The sequence below is a fragment of the Streptomyces sp. AM25 genome, from assembly GCF_058146165.1.
This window is the reverse complement of record NZ_JBKIWN010000109.1, coordinates 1-2,648: the sequence shown is the minus strand read 5'-3', so window position 1 is coordinate 2,648 and position 2,648 is coordinate 1. Positions and strand designations below refer to the sequence as shown.

The following is a 2,648-nucleotide window of genomic DNA, read 5'->3' as shown; positions in this document are numbered from 1 at the left end:
CGCCCGCTGCATAACTAAGTGGCATTGGCGTTTGGTGAGGTTGTCGATTGAGGCGACGTGGATCATGGCTTCGGAGCTGGCGGGGAGGGCTTCGTAATCACGGGAAAGGCGGCGGCGCAACATGAGCCAGCCCAGACTGCGCTCAACAACCCAGCGTCTCTTGACGACATGAAACCCGCGAACTCCGGGGTTTCTGTTGACGACTTCGACGCCGATTCCAAGGCCCGCGCCGTGCTCAACGACAGAATTCTTGAAGTCGGTGTCGACCCAGGCTTTGGAGATGGTGGGGTAGGTCTTCTTGGCTTGGTTGAGGAGATGGATTCCCAGGGTGTTTTTCGACAGGCTTGCGGCGGTGACGGTCACGGCGAGGATGAGCTCGATCGTTTCGTTGATAATGCCTCGCTTCCGGCCGACGATCTTCTTACCCTTATCCCGGCACCGGGATAACGGCAATTATCTGGGGGCGTCGGTTATGGCGGGTCGGGCCGATCAGAGCTGGTGGACGGTGGTGCCGCAGGGGCTGAGGCCGGTGATAACTACAGGTTCTCCAGGAAGGTGAGCAGGCTGTCGGTGGGCCGGTAGCGTTTGGCGGTGGTGTCGCGGGGTGCGGTGCGGGCCAGGGCGCGTTCCTTCATCGCCAGGTCGGCGTGCAGGTAGACGTCGGTGGCCTTGGTGCTCGCGTGTCCGAGCCAGAGCGCGATGGTGGAGGTGTCGACGCCGGCGGTCAGCAGTGCCATGGCCGCGGTGTGGCGGAGTGTGTGCGGGGTGACGTTCTTGCTGGCCAGGGTCGGGCATCGCTCCGCGGCCGCGGGCAGGTACTTGCGGAGGAGGTCGGCGACGGCATCGCGGCTGAGGTGTCCGCCGACGCGGTTGGGGAACAGTGGGGCGTCCGGGGCTGCGTTGCGGGCGGTGATCCATCGCTGGAGCAGGCGGGCAGTGGGTTTCGTCAGCGGGGTGCAGCGTTGTTTGCGGCCCTTGCCGGTGCAGCGCAGGTGGGCTCCGGTGCCGAGTTCGGCGTCGGCGCAGGTGAGTGCGGTCAGCTCCGAGACGCGAAGTCCGCTTTGCGTCGCGACCAGCAGCAGGAGGTGGTCACGTCGCCCCAGGAGGGTTGACTGGTCCGGGATTGCCAGCAGGGCCTCGGTCTCCTCGTGGCTGAGGAAGCACACGAGTGTGCAGTCGCGGCGCTTCTGCGGGATCGCCAGGACACGCTGGATCAGCAGGGCGTGTTCCGGGCAGCGGTAGGCGGCATAGGCGAACAGCGAGTGGATCGCGGCCAGTCGGGCATTTCGGGTGGTCACGCTGTTGTTCCGGTCGTGTTCGAGATGGTCCAGGAAGCCGCCGACGAACACGGCGTCGATGTCGGTCAGTTCCAGCGCCGCCGGCGGGCGGCCGAGCTGGCGGCGGGCGTATTCCAGCAGGAGGCGGAATGTGTCGCGGTAAGCCGCGACGGTGTGGGTGCTGACCCGGCGCTGGGCCAGCCGCTCGGTGAAGAAGCCCTGCATGACAGGGGCCAGGGTGGTCACGGTGATTCCTTCCAGGTCCGGTCGAGGCGTTCGGCCGCGGCTGTCATCAGCTGCGGGCAGGCGTGCAGGTACCAGTAGGTCGTGGCCGGGCTGATGTGTCCGAGGTAGGTGGACAGCGCCGGGAGCCGGTGGGCGACGTCGGCGTCGGCGGCGTACCAGTTCACCAAGGTGGTCACGGCGAACGTGTGGCGCAGGTCGTAGAGGCGCGGCTTGCCCGCGCCAGCCGGGGCCGTCAGGCCGGCTGCCTTCAGCAGCCGGGTGAAGGGCTTGCTCGCGTTGGTGTGGTTGAGCCGGGTCCCGGCTCCGGAGAGGAAGAACGCCTCGGTGGACGGGCGCGGACACAGTTCGTCGCGTCGGCGCTGGTAGTCGGCGAGCCGCTCGACGGTGGTGGGGTGCAGGGGGACCAGCCGGGACTTGCCGAACTTGGTCCCCCGCACCAGCAGGACACCGCGGTCCAGGTCCGCGTCGCACCGGTCCAGTCCCATCGCCTCTCCGGTGCGGATTCCGGTCGCGGCCATGAGCCCGATGAAGGACTCGAACGTCGCCGCGCGAAGGGGGTGGGACAGGTGCCGGGCCGCGTGGATCAGCGCGGTGATCTCCGCCTGTGAATACAGATACGGTGGCGTCGTCCGCCCGGCGCGACGGGGCAGCAGATCAGGCGGCGGGATCTCGGTGAGCTCATCGAACGTTGCCATGAAGCGGGCGAACTTGCGGACCACCGTCAGCCTGGCCGCCCACCAGGCCGGATCGGCGCTGTTTGGCAGAACGGCCCACTCCAGTGCGGCCTGGACCGTCAGGCGCGAGTCCCCGCGCTCCTCCAGGAAGTCGACGAACTGGCCGAGCATCCGGCCCTCGACCTTGAGTTTGTAGCCCAGGCCCCGGCGGATCGTCAGATAGCGTTCGGCGCCGTCCCGGATGCTGTTCACCGTTCGCCCGCCGTCGGCCAGGGACGCACGACCGGTGCCAGCGCCGCCATGTCGACCTTCGCATAGATCGCCGTGGTGTCCTCGCCGTGGTGACGCAGCAGTTGGGCGGCCTCGCCGAGGGTTCCTCCGCCGGCCAGCACCTGGCGGGCGGCGCGGTGTCGCAGTTGGTGCGTGTCGGCGCTCACGTAATTGGCCCGTG

At 67.9% G+C, this 2,648-nt stretch carries 3 protein-coding genes and 1 pseudogene; all 4 read right to left on the bottom strand.

Annotation, left to right across the window (positions count from 1 at the left end; translation table 11 throughout):
• Nucleotides 1–432 (bottom strand): annotated as a pseudogene (locus tag ACLHRZ_RS36965) (transposase); the annotation flags it as partial.
• A gap of 104 nt (nt 433–536) precedes the next feature.
• A complete protein-coding gene (locus tag ACLHRZ_RS36960) occupies nt 537–1,523 on the bottom strand; it encodes a tyrosine-type recombinase/integrase (RefSeq protein WP_490422966.1) in 987 nt (328 codons plus the stop codon).
• Nucleotides 1,520–2,449: a tyrosine-type recombinase/integrase gene (locus ACLHRZ_RS36955; RefSeq protein WP_490422965.1), complete on the bottom strand. Its 930-nt coding sequence runs from the start codon at nt 2,447–2,449 to the stop codon at nt 1,520–1,522. Before ACLHRZ_RS36955 ends, ACLHRZ_RS36960 begins: the two co-directional genes overlap by 4 nt.
• Nucleotides 2,446–2,648, bottom strand: a 203-nt coding sequence (locus ACLHRZ_RS36950) for a hypothetical protein (RefSeq protein ID WP_490422964.1), incomplete at its 5' end; no start/stop codon positions are given. The genes ACLHRZ_RS36955 and ACLHRZ_RS36950, both read right to left, overlap by 4 nt.